Annotated in this window: 18 protein-coding genes; 11 read left to right on the top strand and 7 right to left on the bottom strand. The window is 66.5% G+C overall.

Going from position 1 to position 14,417, the window contains the following annotated elements:
- The first annotated feature begins 330 nt into the window (after nucleotides 1-330).
- The 5 genes from ppk2 to AC1IQ6_RS09935 all read left to right on the top strand — a co-directional run bounded on the left by ppk2 (nucleotide 331) and on the right by AC1IQ6_RS09935 (nucleotide 3,820).
- The gene (gene ppk2, locus AC1IQ6_RS09955; RefSeq protein ID WP_485866244.1) at nucleotides 331-1,149 is read left to right on the top strand and encodes a polyphosphate kinase 2; all 819 of its coding nucleotides are present in this window, start codon (nucleotides 331-333) and stop codon (nucleotides 1,147-1,149) included.
- A 136-nt stretch (nucleotides 1,150-1,285) separates the two neighbouring features.
- On the top strand, nucleotides 1,286-2,014 hold the full coding sequence (locus AC1IQ6_RS09950) for a TerC family protein (protein ID WP_102772319.1): 729 nt from the start codon (nucleotides 1,286-1,288) through the stop codon (nucleotides 2,012-2,014).
- Between the two features lie 103 nt (nucleotides 2,015-2,117).
- Nucleotides 2,118-2,570: an SRPBCC family protein gene (locus tag AC1IQ6_RS09945; RefSeq protein WP_102772320.1), complete on the top strand. Its 453-nt coding sequence runs from the start codon at nucleotides 2,118-2,120 to the stop codon at nucleotides 2,568-2,570.
- 57 nt (nucleotides 2,571-2,627) lie between these two features.
- Nucleotides 2,628-3,074, top strand: coding sequence for a DUF1801 domain-containing protein (locus tag AC1IQ6_RS09940; RefSeq protein WP_168202098.1), 447 nt, complete (start codon nucleotides 2,628-2,630; stop codon nucleotides 3,072-3,074).
- A gap of 191 nt (nucleotides 3,075-3,265) precedes the next feature.
- Nucleotides 3,266-3,820, top strand: coding sequence for a hypothetical protein (locus AC1IQ6_RS09935; RefSeq protein ID WP_102772322.1), 555 nt, complete (start codon nucleotides 3,266-3,268; stop codon nucleotides 3,818-3,820).
- A gap of 74 nt (nucleotides 3,821-3,894) precedes the next feature.
- On the opposite strand, the gene AC1IQ6_RS09930 is transcribed toward AC1IQ6_RS09935, so the two are convergent.
- Complete coding sequence (locus AC1IQ6_RS09930) at nucleotides 3,895-4,875, bottom strand: GlxA family transcriptional regulator (protein WP_102772323.1); 981 nt, start codon at nucleotides 4,873-4,875, stop codon at nucleotides 3,895-3,897.
- 164 nt (nucleotides 4,876-5,039) lie between these two features.
- Here AC1IQ6_RS09930 and AC1IQ6_RS09925 point away from each other — a divergent pair, with 164 nt between their 5' ends.
- Entirely contained in the window at nucleotides 5,040-5,396 is a 357-nt protein-coding gene (locus AC1IQ6_RS09925) for a DUF1428 domain-containing protein (protein ID WP_102772324.1), read from the top strand.
- A 20-nt stretch (nucleotides 5,397-5,416) separates the two neighbouring features.
- A complete protein-coding gene (locus AC1IQ6_RS09920) occupies nucleotides 5,417-5,923 on the top strand; it encodes a VOC family protein (protein ID WP_479731452.1) in 507 nt (168 codons plus the stop codon).
- A gap of 5 nt (nucleotides 5,924-5,928) precedes the next feature.
- On the opposite strand, the gene AC1IQ6_RS09915 is transcribed toward AC1IQ6_RS09920, so the two are convergent.
- Nucleotides 5,929-7,002: an extracellular catalytic domain type 1 short-chain-length polyhydroxyalkanoate depolymerase gene (locus tag AC1IQ6_RS09915; protein WP_479731451.1), complete on the bottom strand. Its 1,074-nt coding sequence runs from the start codon at nucleotides 7,000-7,002 to the stop codon at nucleotides 5,929-5,931.
- 186 nt (nucleotides 7,003-7,188) lie between these two features.
- On the opposite strand from AC1IQ6_RS09915, the gene trhA reads away from it, so the two are divergent.
- Together trhA and AC1IQ6_RS09905 are read left to right on the top strand one after the other, a co-directional pair.
- A complete protein-coding gene (trhA, locus tag AC1IQ6_RS09910; RefSeq protein ID WP_102772327.1) occupies nucleotides 7,189-7,833 on the top strand; it encodes a PAQR family membrane homeostasis protein TrhA in 645 nt (214 codons plus the stop codon).
- Nucleotides 7,834-8,029: 196 nt separating this feature from the next.
- Entirely contained in the window at nucleotides 8,030-8,485 is a 456-nt protein-coding gene (locus AC1IQ6_RS09905) for a DUF4168 domain-containing protein (protein ID WP_485866243.1), read from the top strand.
- Between the two features lie 111 nt (nucleotides 8,486-8,596).
- Here the strand turns inward: AC1IQ6_RS09905 and AC1IQ6_RS09900 are convergent, their stop codons facing one another.
- Complete coding sequence (locus AC1IQ6_RS09900; protein WP_485866242.1) at nucleotides 8,597-9,103, bottom strand: MFS transporter; 507 nt, start codon at nucleotides 9,101-9,103, stop codon at nucleotides 8,597-8,599.
- Here AC1IQ6_RS09900 and AC1IQ6_RS09895 point away from each other — a divergent pair.
- Together AC1IQ6_RS09895 and AC1IQ6_RS09890 are read left to right on the top strand one after the other, a co-directional pair.
- Nucleotides 9,102-9,536: a LysR substrate-binding domain-containing protein gene (locus tag AC1IQ6_RS09895; RefSeq protein WP_485866241.1), complete on the top strand. Its 435-nt coding sequence runs from the start codon at nucleotides 9,102-9,104 to the stop codon at nucleotides 9,534-9,536. The two genes, AC1IQ6_RS09900 and AC1IQ6_RS09895, sit on opposite strands and share 2 nt — an antisense overlap.
- Before the next feature lie 88 nt (nucleotides 9,537-9,624).
- Nucleotides 9,625-10,323: a glutathione S-transferase family protein gene (locus tag AC1IQ6_RS09890; protein ID WP_479731448.1), complete on the top strand. Its 699-nt coding sequence runs from the start codon at nucleotides 9,625-9,627 to the stop codon at nucleotides 10,321-10,323.
- On the opposite strand, the gene AC1IQ6_RS09885 is transcribed toward AC1IQ6_RS09890, so the two are convergent.
- The 4 genes from AC1IQ6_RS09885 to AC1IQ6_RS09870 all read right to left on the bottom strand — a co-directional run bounded on the left by AC1IQ6_RS09885 (nucleotide 10,324) and on the right by AC1IQ6_RS09870 (nucleotide 14,396).
- Nucleotides 10,324-11,085, bottom strand: a complete 762-nt coding sequence (locus AC1IQ6_RS09885; protein WP_111824689.1) for an ABC transporter permease — start codon at nucleotides 11,083-11,085, stop codon at nucleotides 10,324-10,326.
- Nucleotides 11,082-12,005 carry an ABC transporter ATP-binding protein gene (locus AC1IQ6_RS09880; protein WP_102772333.1) on the bottom strand — a complete coding sequence of 308 codons (924 nt, stop codon included), beginning with the start codon at nucleotides 12,003-12,005 and terminating at the stop codon, nucleotides 11,082-11,084. Before AC1IQ6_RS09880 ends, AC1IQ6_RS09885 begins: the two co-directional genes overlap by 4 nt.
- Nucleotides 12,006-12,287: 282 nt before the next feature.
- Complete coding sequence (locus tag AC1IQ6_RS09875; protein ID WP_102772334.1) at nucleotides 12,288-13,217, bottom strand: dihydrodipicolinate synthase family protein; 930 nt, start codon at nucleotides 13,215-13,217, stop codon at nucleotides 12,288-12,290.
- Between the two features lie 6 nt (nucleotides 13,218-13,223).
- A complete protein-coding gene (locus tag AC1IQ6_RS09870) occupies nucleotides 13,224-14,396 on the bottom strand; it encodes an L-rhamnonate dehydratase (protein ID WP_102772335.1) in 1,173 nt (390 codons plus the stop codon).
- Nucleotides 14,397-14,417 lie beyond the last annotated feature (21 nt).

Genomic DNA, 14,417 nt, shown 5'->3' with positions numbered 1-14,417 from the left:
ACCTAGCCGCAACGGCGCGCGCGGCGCCCGTGGACCCGGCTCGGGGCCCTGGCATTTTCAGCCGGGCGCCCGGGCCGGGCGGTCAAAATCCAAAGAAGACGGGTCTCCTGGTCTGGATGCCGCGATTGCATGACGGAATGTCAACTTGCGCATCGATTCTAGGAGCCTTTTTTGCTTCCCGCCAGAGGGGTGTGGACAGGAAGAGACGAGGGGTCGGGATGACCCCGTTGCGCCGATGTACAAAACCCGCCGTCCGGCGCTAAATTCGATTGCGCGCCGCGACGCGCGACGCGCACGCAGGTTTCCAGCCATGCACTCCGGAGTGCCGCCATGAACGCTCGAAAGAAGGCAGAAAAGGATAAAAAGCCGGCGCCGGCCAGGCTTTCGGCCAAGGAGTACGACCGCGAGCTCGAACGCCTGCACGTCGAATTGGTCAAGCTCCAGGAATGGGTCGTGCGCACCGGCGCCAAGGTCTGCATCCTGTTCGAAGGGCGCGACGGCGCCGGCAAGGGCGGCACCATCAAGGCCATCACCGAACGCGTGAGCCCGCGGGTGTTCCGCGTGGTGGCCCTGGCCGCGCCGTCCGACCGCGAGAAAACGCAGATGTACATACAGCGCTATCTGCCGCATCTGCCGGCCGCGGGCGAGGTCGTGATCTTCGACCGCAGCTGGTACAACCGCGCGGGCGTCGAGCGCGTGATGGGCTTCTGCTCCGAAGAAGACGTCGACAATTTCCTGAAGGCCGTGCCGCTGGTCGAGCGCGCCATCATCGGCTCCGGCGTGCTGCTGCTCAAGTACTGGCTGGAGGTCAGCCAGGAAGAACAGACGCGCCGGCTGCAGGCCCGCATCAACGACGAACGCAAGATCTGGAAGCTGTCGCGGCTGGACCTGGACTCGTACAGCCGCTGGTACGACTATTCGCGCGCCCGCGACGATATGTTCGAGGCGTCCGACACCGACGTTTCGCCGTGGCACGTCGCCCAATCGGACGACAAGAAGCGGGTGCGCCTGAACATCATCCGCCACCTGCTGGCCAGCATTCCGTACGAGTCCGTGCCGCGGCCCAAGGTCAAGCTGCCCAAGCGCCAGAAGCCGGGCGACTACCGCGAGCCGGACCGTCCGGTAAGGCAGGTGCCCGAGCTGTACTGAGGGCCGCGCATAACCATGAACGCAGCGCCAGTACTGGCCGCCCGGGCCGCGCGCTTGCCTAGAATGGTTGAAAAATCCGCAGCGGCGGCAACGCGTCGCCTACTGCGCCCCATCGTTTCTTCGCGGCGGGAGACTTATGCTCGAGGCCATCGAGACGTTCCATTGGGGCGCCATATTCCAGATCGTTCTCATCGACATCCTGCTCGGCGGCGACAACGCCGTCGTGATCGCGCTGGCCTGCCGCAATCTGCCGCCGCGCCAACGAATGCGGGGCATACTCTGGGGTACGGCGGGGGCCGTGCTGTTGCGGGTGCTATTGATCGCCTTCGCGCTGGTGCTGCTGGACATCCCCTTCCTGAAGGCCCTGGGCTGCCTGCTGCTGGTATGGATAGGCATCAAGCTGCTCGCCCCCGAGGAAGACGCGCACGGCAACATCGCCGCGGGCACCAGCGTGCTGTCGGCCATCAAGACCATCATCCTGGCCGATTTCGCGATGAGCCTCGACAACGTCATCGCCATCGCCGGCGCGGCGCAGAACGCCCAGGCCGACCACCAGCTGTATTACGTCATCTTCGGGCTGTGCGTGAGCGTGCCCATCATCGTGTGGGGCAGCACCCTGGTGCTCAAGCTGATCGACCGCTTCCCCATCGCGGTGACCTTCGGCGCCGGGCTGCTGGGCTGGATCGCCGGCGGCATGCTGATCACCGACATCTTCATCGTCGAGCGCTGGGGCGAGCCGGCCGCGCCGCTCAAGCTGGGCGTGGAGCTGGCGGGCGCGCTGCTGGTCATCGTGGCCGGCAAGTGGCTGGCCGCGCGCCGGCGGCGCAAGCGACCGGCCCGCGGCGAATCGGCCTCGACTTCGTAACGGTTTGTGGATTTCCAGGGTTTTCCCCTAGGCCTGCCGTGTCGATTTCCGCTTCACTGGTACGTCGTGTCAGTACGCAAACTCTTCGAAAGGCGGACTCACCATGGCTACCGGTACTGTCAATCTCCATCGCGTCATGCGCACCACGCCCGATCGCCTCTATCGGGCCTTCCTGGAACCCGACGCCGTCGCGCGCTGGCTTCCCCCCTACGGCTACACCTGCCTGGTGCATCAGCTCGACGCCCGCGTCGGCGGCGTGCACAAGATGGCGTTTCGCAATTTCGGCACGGGCCACAGCCACGATTTCGGCGGCGAATACCTGGAACTGATCCCCAACCAGAAAATCCGCTATTCGGACCGGTTCGACGATCCCAGCCTGCCGGGCGACATGCAGACCAGCGTCACGCTGCGCCAGGTATCCTGCGGCACGGAAATCACCATCCGCCAGGAAGGCATTCCCGAGGCCATCCCCACGGAGATGTGCTACCTGGGCTGGCAGGATTCGCTGGACCAGCTCAGGCGCCTGGTCGAGGCCGAGATGCCCGACGATGCCTAGCCGCAACGCGGGATTAATGCTCCAGGTCTAATCCATGCATGCGCCAGGATGCCGAACATGACCGATAAGCGAGCCGCCAAAAGCGCCTCCGTTGCCCCCGGACAGCCCGTGCTGCTGTCCGGCGGCAATCCCCAGATCCCCAAGGGCGAAGGCGACGCGCCGGTGCAGGCCTATATCGCGGCCATGCCCGGCTGGAAGAGCGCGCTGGGCCGGCGCCTGGACGCGCTGATCGTGCGCGCCGTGCCCGGCGTGCACAAGGCGGTCAAATGGAATTCGCCCTTTTACGGGGTCGAGGGCCAGGGCTGGTTTCTCAGCTTCCATTGCTTCACCCGCTACGTGAAGGTGGCCTTCTTCCGCGGCGCTTCGCTGAGTCCAATTCCGCCGGGCGCGTCCAAACACCCCGCGACGCGCTATCTGGACATCCACGAAAACGATGCGCTGGACGAGGCGCAGTTCCTGGACTGGGTCAGGCAGGCCAGCGAACTGCCCGGCGAACGCATGTAGGACGCCGGCGATTGCTACGCATGGCGGATTTCATCCTTGGGTATGCGTCCCGGCGGCCGATGGACGAGCGGCCCGACATGCTTCATCCTGGACGACAGACAGAAATAGACACCGTTCGCGTCTTGATACTCACTGTGGCGCGGCAAACGCGCAATGAGCGTGCTCAAAAGCTCAAGGGTTGGGGAATCAAGATGAACATCCTGCTGGCGTTCGCGCCCTTCATCGTGTTTGTCATCATCGAAAGGGCTGTCGGGGTGCTGGAAGGATTGGCCGCTGGCGCGATCGTATCGGCCGGGCTGGTGCTGCGCGACTGGATCAGTCCGGAGCGCCGCGTCAAGCTGATGGAGACCGGCACCTTCGTGCTGTTCGCCGGGCTGACGCTGTACGCGCCCATGGTCGACGGCGAATCCTGGACCATCTCCGAGGCGCGCCTGAGGGTGGACACGGGGCTGCTGTTCATCATCCTGCTGACCCTGGCGCTGCGCCGGCCGTTCACGCTGGCCTACGCGCGCGAAAAAGAACCCGAATACGTCTGGAAGGCCCGCAGCTTCGCGCGCATGAAATACGCGATCGCCGCCGCCTGGGCGCTGGCCTTCGCCGTGATGGCGGCGACCGACGCGCTGCTGGTCTACCGCCCGCAGCTGCCGCAGGGCATCGCGATCGCGGTGACGCTGGCCGCGCTTGCGGGGGCGATGAAGTTCACGGCGTGGTACAGAGACCGGATGTGGGCGACCACGTCCAGATAGCTTGGTGCGGACCGACGGGTTACGCGCGCTGGACGTTTGCGTTCTTGCATAAAGGCTCTCGCGCTCTACCCATCCTACTGGAAGTGATACCGCTCGCGGTAACCCACCGGCGACATGCCGCAGTACTTGCTGAAGATGTCGCGAAAGGCCTTGGTGTCGTTGTAGCCGACCTCGTACATGACCTCGGCCACGCTTTTGCGCGAGGTCTCCAGCCGTTTCTTGGCCGCTTCCACCCTCACCCGCTGCAGGTATTCCACGATGCTGTTGCCGGTGGCCTGGCGGAAGCGCCGTTCCAGGGTGCGCCGGCCCATCGCGTGGCGGCCGGCCAGTTCCTCGACCGTGATCTTCTCTGTGTAGCGGCCCTCGATGTAGTCCTGCACCGCGCGCACCACCTCGTCGGCGTGCGCCTTCTGGCCCATGAACACCGAGAAAGGCAGCTGGCTCTGGCGGCTCCAGTCCAGCTGGAAGTACTTGGCGCACCAGATGGCGGTTTCGCGGTCGGTGTATTTCTCGATCAGGTGCAGCACCAGGTGCGCGGCCGAGAACGCGCCGCCGCTGGTGTAGATGCCATTGTCGGCCATGACCACGCGGTCGCTGACCCAGCGCACGTTGGGAAACATGCTGGCGTACAGGTTCTGCGCGACCCAGTGCACCACCGCCTGCTGGCCGTCGAGCAGGCCGCCGGCCGCCAGCAGCGCGGCGCCCATGCACAGGCTGGCGGCCTCGCCGCCGGCGCGGTGGTGGCGCGCCAGCCATTCGATCAGCTCGCGGTTCGACAGCACCGCGTCCGACACCGAACCCAGCAGCGGCGGCGCGATGCAGATGTCGATGTCCGCCGCCTCGTCCAGCACCATGTCGGCCTGCACGGTGATGCGGCCGTCGTCCAGGCTGACCTCGCGCGTCAGGGCCAGCGTGCATACCTTGAACCGGGGCTCGCGCCCGTGCGCGGCCAGGTATTCGTTGGCGACCAGGAAGCCGTGCCGGGCGGTTTCCAGGGACGCGATGTTGGCCCCGCGGGGCAGCAGGAAAGCGATGTTTTTCATCCTGCAAAGCATACGCCTGGCGGCTGTCGCAATCCACCCTCAAGAATGTCGCAATTACCTATCTGAAAGCGCGCCGGATCCCGATACAGTGACATACACCGGAACCCGCTCCGGCATGTGCCCAGAGGCGGCTCGCGGGGCCGCCGGGCGCATCAGAACAACACCAGGAGTTCATCATGGAAAAGTACATAGACGGCTTTCTACTGAGCGTGCCCACGGCCAACCTGGACGCCTACCAGAAGATGTCTAGCCTGGCCCGGACCATCTGGCTCGAGCACGGCGCGCTGGACTACCGCGAAGGCGCGGCCGACGACATCGACGGCGAAGGCTTCGGCTCGTTCACCGCCGCGGCCGGCGCGCGCGAAGGCGAGACCGTCGTATTCGCCTGGATTCTGTACGCCAGCCGGGCCGAGCGGGACCGCATCAACGCCAAGGTCATGGCCGATCCGCGCCTGAAGGACATGTGCTGCGAAGGCGTGTTCGACACCAAGCGGATGTGCTGGGGGGGATTCCGCACGCTGGTCGGCGACTGAACCCAATATCGGAGATCCACATGAACACCCCTGCAAGCAAGCCCATCCCCGAAGGCATGCACACGCTGACCCCGCACATCGTGTGCGAAGGCGCGGCGCAAGCCATCGACTTTTTCAAGAAAGCGTTCAACGCCCAGGAAATCACGCGGCTGGCCGGACCCAACGGCAAAGTCATGCACGCGGCCGTGCGCATCGGCGACTCGGTGCTGATGCTGATGGACGACTTCCCCGAATGGGGCTCGCTGGGCCCCAAGGCCCTCAAGGGCACGCCGGTCACGCTGCACCTGTACGTGGAAGACGTGGACGCGGCCATCAAGCAGGCCGTGTCCGCCGGCGCCCAGGTGACCATGCCGGCGGCCGACATGTTCTGGGGCGACCGCTATGGCCAGGTGGTGGACCCTTACGGCCACCGCTGGTCCATCGCCACGCACAAGTTCGACCTGACGCCGGACGAAATCCGCGAGAACATGGCCAAGATGGGAGACATGCAGGGCTGCGGCGATCCCGCCAAGAAGCCCCAGCCCTGAGCCCTTCAGCTGGCTACGCGGCGCTGGGTGCGGAAAAAGCGCCAGATCAGCGCCGAGGCATCGGGGCCGTTGGCCGAGTGGTAGCGCACGGACCCGTCTCCGCCGCTCCAGGCGTGCTCCAGCCGGATGATCTCGCACAGGCGCAGCACGGTGCTGCGCCCGCGCTGCAGGTCCAGCCGGCGATAGGCCCGCTCGGTGCCCAGCCCCAGCACGCGCTCGACCGGCGCGGCGTCGGCCGGCACGCCGTTGAGCGCGCGGAACTGCTCGAACAACTGGCGCGCATTGCGCGGCGCCACCGCCGGGTCCAGATGGCCATGCAGGATCAGCGCGGGCATGCCCAGCCGGAAAACGGCCGGGTCCGCGATGTTTTCCAGTAGCGGCGCGAGCGGCTTGACGCTGCCGCGCCGCATGGCGGCCAGGCCGCCGGCCGCGCTATGGGCGTCGCCGGCCACCGGCCCCGAATGCATGGCCACCGCGGCGATCAGGCGCGGATGCCGCAGCGCCACCAGCGCGGCCATGCCCGCGCCCGCCGACAGGCCGGCGATGTAGATGCGCTCCGGGTCCACCCCGAAGCGGGCCGCTTCCGAGCGGATCAGGCCAGCGATCAGGTCGGCCTCGGCCCCGCCGTGCGCGTCGTCCGGCTGGAACCAGCGCCAGCAGCGCTGCACCTGGCGCGCCAGCGACTGCTGCGGATACAGCACCATGAAACCGCCGGCATCGGCCCATTGGTTCATGCGCGAGCCGCGCGCGAACGCCAGGCTGGTCTGGCGGCAGCCATGCAGCATCACCACCAGCGGCATGCCGGTACGCGGCGCGGAAACCGGCGTATAGCGCGCGAAGGCGAGGCGCCGGCCGGAACCGTCGGTGTACTGGCGGGAGGCCTCCCAGCGCCCGGCTCCCAGGCCGGCGGACGCCGCCGCCGCGGCCTTGGCGGCGGGTTTGGCGGCCGGTTTCGCCGGCTTGCGGCGCACGGCCGCCCGCCTGGCGGCCTTGGGCGCGGCCGCCAGCAACGCGGCGCGCTGCAGCCGGCCGAGCCGCTTGGCGGTCTTGAATATCAGACTGGTGAAACTGCGCGCCATCCGAACCTCGGTCAGTCAGCCCCTGGAGAATGTATCGTATGGTAACTGCGCCAGCGCGGTCTCCCGGACCCCGCGGCAAGCGCCGGCTTGCACCAGATCAAATCTGCGCCGCATCCGCCTTGCGGCGGTCTTGAGACGGCGTCGCAAAGCGCCTATGGTGGAGGCTTGCCCAACCGAGACGCATTCATGTTTCCCGACGACAGACCCCAGACCCTAGGCGAAGAAATCGCCAACGCCATCAGCCACGGCGTCGGCGCGGCCGGCGCGGTGGCCTCGGCGCCCATCCTGATCGTCGCGGCCGTGCGCCAGGGCGACGCCGCCTTCATCGTGGGGGCCGCGGTATTCGCCGCGTCGATGTGCCTGCTGTACCTGGCCTCCACCATATACCATGCGCTGCCGCGCTGCCGCGCCAAGGAGTTCTTCAACCTGCTGGACCATTCGGCCATCTACCTGCTGATCGCCGGCACGTACACGCCATTCGCCCTGGGCGCGCTGCGCGGCCCGTGGGGCTGGACGCTGTTCGGCCTGGTGTGGGGCATGGCCCTGCTGGGCGTGGGCCTGAAGGCCAGCAAGCGGCTCAACCGCCCCGCCCTGTCCACCGGACTGTACCTGGCGATGGGCTGGCTGGTGCTCATCGCCGTCAATCCGCTCATCGAGAAAGTGCCCACCGGCGGCCTGTGGTGGCTGGTGGCCGGCGGCCTGGCCTATACCGGCGGCGTGGCCTTCTTCGTGCTCGACAACCGCTGGCGCTACAGCCATTTCGTCTGGCACCTGTTCGTGCTGGCCGGCACCGTCTGCCATTTCTTCGCCGTGCTCTGGTACGCGGCCTGATTGCGCCCGGAAACATCGCGGCCAGCAGCGACTACGAAAACGCGCAAAACGTTTCCGCCCCGCCCCCGGGGCCGCCCTGCCGCGCGCCGCGCGCCCGCGGTGGCCTGCCGACACAGGAAAACACATCGCGAAACTTGCCCCTGGGCCGGGCCGGTTGCCATCATGGTCGGACATTCAACCGGAACATGGAGGTTTCATGCAGCGTTCCACTAATGCATTCCATATTGCCGCGGGGCAGCAAGCGCGCAAGGCGCGCGCGGCGTGGGGAGTCCTGCCCGCCGTGCTGCTGGCGGCGGCGCTGTCCGGTGCCCCCGCCTTTGCCCAGCAGGCCGCCCAGCCCCAAGCCCAGGCCCAGCAGCAGATGGCGCCCCCGCCCGCGATCCAGCCGACCGAGCAGCAATTGCAGCGCTACGCGTCGGCCTCGCAGAAAATCTCCGGCGTCGTGGACGAATACCGTCCCAAGGTCGACGCCGCCAAGACCGACGAAGCCAAGCAGAAGGTCGTCCAGGAAGCGGACGCCAAGATGGTGCAGCTGGTCCGCGCCGACGGCCTGAGCGTCGAGGAATTCAACGGCATCGGCCAGGCCGTGCAGCAGGACCCGCAGCTCAAGCAGCGCGTCATGAACATGACCAAGGGCGCGCCCGCCCGCTGACGCCGCCGCTGCCCCCGCCGCGGCAAACGCCACCCGCCTTCGGGCGCGTGGCGTTTTTTTTGTCGTAGGCCCCCCCAGGAAGCAACGCACATGCGGGAACGCCATCGCGTCTTATCCTCGCGCCGCTGGAAAACCGTGCTGCCTGGCGGCGCGCACCACGACCAGGGTGGCGGCCAGCAGCACCAGCAACGCGGGTGAGAAGGCCACGACACCCAGCCGGTCCAGCAGCACGCCACCGACGATGCCGCCGCCCGCGATCGCCATGTTCCAGGCCGTGACCAGCATCGACTGCGCCACGTCGGCCGCGTCTCCTGCGGTCTTGGCGATGGCCCGGCCCTTCTGGTGCTCGGGCACCATGCGCGCGGCATAGCCCGCCAGCAGCGCCCACAACAGGCCGGCCGACACACCCGCGAGGAAGCGCGCCACCATCGTCAGGACATAACTGCTGGATAGCGTGGTGACGGTATTGGCGATGAAGAAACCGGCAATGGCGGCAAGCAGCAGCGGGCGACGGCGCGCGTCTTGCGTGGCGGCGGTTAGCGGAATCGCCGCTACCAGCGTCGAGGAAAGTTTCGACGTGGTGATGCGTACCGGCGAACCGACCGACTCGCGCCTCATGTCCCGGCCCCTGGGCAATTACCGACTGCAGCTGGTCGCCTCGCCGGACTACCTGGCGAGGCGCGGGACGCCCGAGGTTCCCGCCGACCTGATCCACCACGCCTGCCTGCAACACAAATTCCCCAGTACGGGAAAGCTCGAATCCTGGCCGCTCAAGCGCGCGAAAGGCGCCGCGGAAGCGAGGCTGCCGGTCTCGATGGTCTGCAACACGTCGGCGGCGCTGATGGAAGTGGCGCTCGCCGGCCTCGGCATCGCTTGCTTGCCGGACTACATGCTGCGCCCAGCCATCGAGCGGGGCGAACTGGTCACCGTGCTGGATGCGCACATCGAGCACCAGGGCGCCTTCCGGCTGCTGTGGCCGTCGAGCAAGAATCTGGCTCCGAAGCTGCGTGTATTCATCGACTTCATGGTCGAAGAACTGTTCAAGCGCTGACCTGTCCGGAGCAACAGGGCAAGCCCGCTTTTCCCGTTTTGGCCTTATCCTCTAATTCCCCAGACCCGTCTTAGCGGAGCGCGACATCTTGACCCCGGACCTCACTCTCTATGACCTGGCGGGCGCCGACCCGTCGCTGCGGTTCAGCCCGCATTGCTGGAAGACGCGCATGGCGCTGGCCCACAAGGGCCTGTCGGCCCAGACCGTGCCGTGGCGCTTCACCGAGAAGGAAGCCATCGATTTTTCCGGCCAGAAGCTGGTGCCGGTGCTGGTGGACGGCGGCCACGTGGTCAGCGACTCCTGGCAGATCGCCTGTTATCTCGAAGACGCCTATGCCGACCGCCCATCGCTGTTCGGCGGCCCGGCCGGCCGGGCCTTGAGCCTGTTCGCCAATTCCTGGGCCGACAGCACGCTGGTGCCGACGCTGGCGCGCCTGCTCCTGCCCAGCATCCACGGGCTGATCCACGAGAAGGACAAGGACTACTTCCGCGCCACGCGCGAAAAGCGCTTCGGCAGGCTGGAAGACCTGCCGGCCGGCTACGAAGCGCAGATCGCCGCGCTGCGCGCCGCCCTGCTGCCCCTGCGCCAGACGCTGGCCCGGCAGCCCTATCTGGCCGGCGAACGGCCCGCCTATGCCGACTACGCCGTGTTCGGCATGTTCATGTGGGCGCGCTGCACCAGCGCGCTGGACCTGCTGGCCGCGGACGATCCGGTCCATGCCTGGCGCGAACGTCTGCTCGACGCCTTCGACGGCATGGCGCGCGCCGCGCCCACCGCGGCGGCCTGATCAGGTCTTGAGCCGGTAGCCGGTCTTGAAGATCCAGCGCACGCCCAGCAGACAGGCCAGCAGGAACACCAGCGTCATGCCCACGCTGACGCCGACGCTCACGTCGGCCGCGCCGTAGAACGCCCAGCGGAACGCGCTGACCAGGTAGACCACGGGGTTGAACAGCGTGACGGCCTGCCAGAACGGCGGCAGCATCTTGATGGAATAGAAGGTGCCGCCCAAAAAGGTCAGCGGCGTGATGATCATGAGCGGGATGATCTGCAGCTTCTCGAAGCCGTCGGCCCAGATCCCGATGATGAAGCCGAACAGGCTGAAGGTGACGGACGTGAGCACCAGGAAGGCCAGCATCCAGAACGGGTGGACCACGTCGAAGTCGACGAACAGCCGCGCCGTGGCCAGCATGATGAGCCCCAGGATGATGGACTTGCTGGCCGCCGCCCCGACGTAGCCCATGACGATTTCCACGTACGAGATGGGCGCCGAGTGGATCTCGTAGATGGTGCCCGAAAAGCGCGGCATGTAGATGCCGAATGACGCGTTGGCGATGCTTTGCGTCAGCAGCGACAGCATGATCATGCCGGGCACGATGAAGGCCCCGTAGCTCACGCCGTCGATCTCGACCATGTGCGAGCCGATGGCCGAGCCGAACACCACGAAGTACAGCGAGGTGGAGATCACGGGCGACAGCACGCTTTGCATCAGCGTGCGCCACGCGCGTGCCATTTCGAACAGGTAGATAGCGCGGATGGCGTAGAAGTTCATGATTGACCGTGCACCAGGCTGACAAAGATATCCTCGAGCGAGCTTTCCGATGAATTCAGGTCGGTGAATTCGATCTCCAGCCTGCCCAGCTCGTGCAGCAGCCGCGAAATCTCGCCGCCGCCCTGGTTATCGTAGGTATAGACCAGCGTGTGGCCGTCGGCCGACAGGTCCAGCTGGAAGCCGTCGAGCGCCGTGGGGATGCCGGGCAGCGCCGCCTTCAGCGTCAGGGCCAGCTGGCGCTTGCCCAGCTTCTTCATCAGGGCGTGCTTTTCCTCGACCAGGATGATCTCGCCCTTGCGGATCACGCCGATCCGGTCGGCCATTTCCTGGGCTTCCTCGATGTAGTGCGTGGTCAGGATGATGGTGACGCCGCTTTCGCGCAGGCGCCGCACCATTTCCCACATGCCGCGGCGCAGCTCGACGTCGACCCCGGCGGTGGGTTCGTCCAGGAACAGGATGGCGGGCTCGTGCGACAGCGCCTTGGCGATCATGACGCGGCGCTTCATCCCGCCCGACAGCGCCATGATGCGGCTGTCTTTCTTGTCCCACAGCGACAGGTCGCGCAGCACTTTCTCGACGTAGGCGTGGTCGGTCGGCTTGCCGAACAGGCCCCGGCTGAAGTTGACGGTGTTCCAGACGCTCTCGAACGCGTCGGTGGAGATTTCCTGCGGCACCAGCCCGATCTTGGCGCGCGCCGCGCGGAAATCGCGCACGATGTCGTGGCCATCGGCCAGCACGGTGCCGGAAGTGGGATTGACGATGCCGCAGATGATGCTGATCAGCGTCGTCTTGCCCGCGCCGTTCGGCCCCAGCAAGGCGAAGATTTCGCCGCGCTGGATATCCAGGTTCACGTTCTTGAGCGCCTGGAATCCCGATGCGTACCGCTTGGTTAGGTCCTGGACTGAAATGACCGGCTGCACACGCGCCCCCCGACTTGATAGACAGCCAGGGATTTTACTCGCCACGCCGGCGCGGCTTGTTCGAGGTGGCGGAACAGTCTGTTTTGGAAATGGGGGAGGTGGCGGCTGGGCCGCCTGATGGGTTTCGCGCGTTCGATATTTGATTTTTTATCCCGGATGTCTCGCGCTGCACCCATCCTACGATGGGGGGACCGTAGGATGGGTGCAGCGCGAGAATCCCTGCGCAAGAACTCAGCCATGCAGCGCGCGAAACCCATCAGGCAGCCCCAGCCGCCCTTCCTCTTACCTCCCCCAGCGCAACACCAGCGGATCCAGACGCCGGGCGGTCTCCAGCAGCCCCTGCCTGACTTCCGGCCGCATCGCGGGGAACGGGTGGCGTGGCGCGTCGCAATCGATCACGCCGCCGGCCTTCATCAGCGCCTTGGCGGTCAGGATGCCGCCCTGGCGGTTTTCGTAGTTGATCAGCGGCAGCCAGCGCTCGTACAGGCGGTAGGCCTCGTCGCGGCGTCCGGCCCGGTGCGCCTCGATGATGGGCCGCAGGCCGTCGGCGAAGGCGCCGCCGGTCATGGAGCCGGTGGCGCCGGCGTCCAGGTCGGGCAGCAGGGTGATGGCTTCCTCGCCGTCCCAGGGGCCTTCGATCGCCGCGCCGCCCAGTTCGATCAGGTCGCGCAGCTTGGTGGCGGCGCCCGCCGTCTCGATCTTGAAGTACGACACCTGCTCGATCTCGCGCGCCATGCGCGCCAGCGTCGCGGCCGGAAGCGGCGTGCCCGCGACCGGCGCGTCCTGGATCATGATGGGAATGTCCACCGCGTCGGACACGCGCTGGAAGAAGCCGTGCACCTGCTCTTCGGACACCCGGATCGTGGCGCCGTGGTACGGCGGCATGATCATCAGCATCGCCGCGCCCTGCTCCTGCGCGCGCCGGCTGCGCGCGGCGCAGACCTGGGTGCTGAAGTGGGTCGTGGTCACGATGACCGGGACGCGGCCGGCGACGTGCTCCAGGATCGTGCGGGTCAGAATCTCGCGCTCCTCGTCGGACAGCACGAACTGTTCGGAGAAGTTGGCCAGGATGCAAAGACCGTCCACGCCCGAATCGATGATGAAGTCCACCGCCCGCTTCTGGCTGGGCAGGTCGAGCTCGCCGGACTCGGTGAAAGGCGTGGGGACGACGGGGAATATGCCGCGGTAGCGCGGCGTCTTGGAGAGGGTCATGGCGCCTTATTCGATGATGTTGAAACTGTCGAGGTATTCGGTCTTCAGGGACAGGCCCAGGCCGGGCCGGTCGTCGTCCAGGTCGATGAAGCCCCGTTCGGCCACCGGCTCGCCGTCGAAGATGTAGTAGAACAGTTCGTTGCCGACTTCCACGTCGAACATGGGGAAGTACTCGCTCATGGGCGAGGCCAGCGTGCTCATGGTCAGATGATAGTTGTGCATCTGGCCGGCGTGGGGAATGACCGGCACGCTGTAGGCCTCGCACAGCGCGTTGATCTTGTGCGCCGCCGTGATGCCGCCCACCCGGTTGGTGTCGTACTGCACCACCGACACCGCCTTGCGGTCCAGCAGCTGCTTGAACCCGTACAGCGAAAACTCGTGCTCGCCGCCGGAGATCGGGATCGAGCTCAGCTGGTTCAGCTCGGCATAGCCGTCGATGTCGTCGGCGATGACCGGCTCTTCCAGCCAACGCGGCTCGAAGCGTTCGAGCTTGGGAAGCATGCGCTTGGCGTATTCCAGGTTCCAGCCCATATAGCATTCCAGCATCAGGTCGGTGTCGTAGCCGATCACTTCGCGCACCGCCTCCACCGATTTCAGGTTCTCGACCACGCCCTTCTGCAGATGCGCCGGGCCGTAGCCGAAGCGCATCTTGAAGGCGGTGAAGCCCTGGTCCAGGTAGGTCTGGGCTTCCTGCTGCATGGCGTCCAGGTCGGTGCGGTAGAGCTTGGAGTAGTAGACCGGGATCTTTTCCTTGGTGCGCCCGCCCAGCAGCTTGAAGACCGGCTTGCCCACCGACTTGCCCAGGATGTCCCAAATGGCCAGGTCCACGCCCGAGATGGCGGCCATGGTCACGCCCTTGCGGCCCCAGGCGTGGGTGGCGCGGTACATGCGCTGCCACAGGTATTCGTAGTCCCAGGGGTCCTGGCCGATCACCAGCGGCGCCAGGTACTGGTCGATGATGGCCTTGGCCACGCGCGGGGCCAGCGCCACGTTGCCCAGGCCGACGATGCCGTCGTCGGTCTCGACTTCGACCACGGTCCAGCCGTGGAAACGGAAGGTGCTCATGGTTTCCTGCGGCGAATACAGCAGGTCCATGGCGTTGGAGCAGAAGTTGCCCTGGGGCGGAACGGTCTTGCCGGTCCATTCGTAGACGCGAGCGCGGACGGATTTGATTTTCATGGGAGCTTACCTGCGTGCAGA

The sequence above is a fragment of the Achromobacter sp. MUI-25009338 genome (genome assembly GCF_057359325.1).
The sequence above is the reverse complement of the archived record's forward strand: the minus strand, read 5'-3'. Positions and strand labels throughout refer to the sequence as shown.